Origin of the sequence: Pseudomonas juntendi, assembly GCF_009932375.1 — a bacterium.
Taxonomy (GTDB): Bacteria; Pseudomonadota; Gammaproteobacteria; order Pseudomonadales; family Pseudomonadaceae; genus Aquipseudomonas; species Aquipseudomonas juntendi.
Genome location: NZ_BLJG01000391.1, coordinates 1 through 211 on the forward strand (window position 1 = coordinate 1; position 211 = coordinate 211).

Consider the following 211-nt stretch of genomic DNA (forward strand, 5'->3'; position numbering starts at 1 on the left):
ACCCCGGATGCCCCGGCGCTGGCCTTCGGCGAGGTGCGCCTGAGCTACGCCCAGCTCAACGCCCGCGCCAACCGCCTGGCCCATCGCCTGATCGCCCTGGGTGTCGGCGCGGATGTGCTGGTGGGCATCGCGGTGGAGCGTTCGGTGGAGATGGTGGTCGGTTTGCTGGCCATCCTCAAGGCCGGTGGCGCCTACGTGCCGCTGGACCCGG

Annotated in this window: 1 protein-coding gene; it reads left to right on the plus strand. The window is 72.0% G+C overall.

Translation table 11 applies throughout. The annotated features are described in order from the left end of the window. Positions 1-211: AMP-binding protein (locus tag GYA94_RS26260; protein ID WP_161893415.1), on the plus strand; the 211-nt coding region annotated here is incomplete at both ends.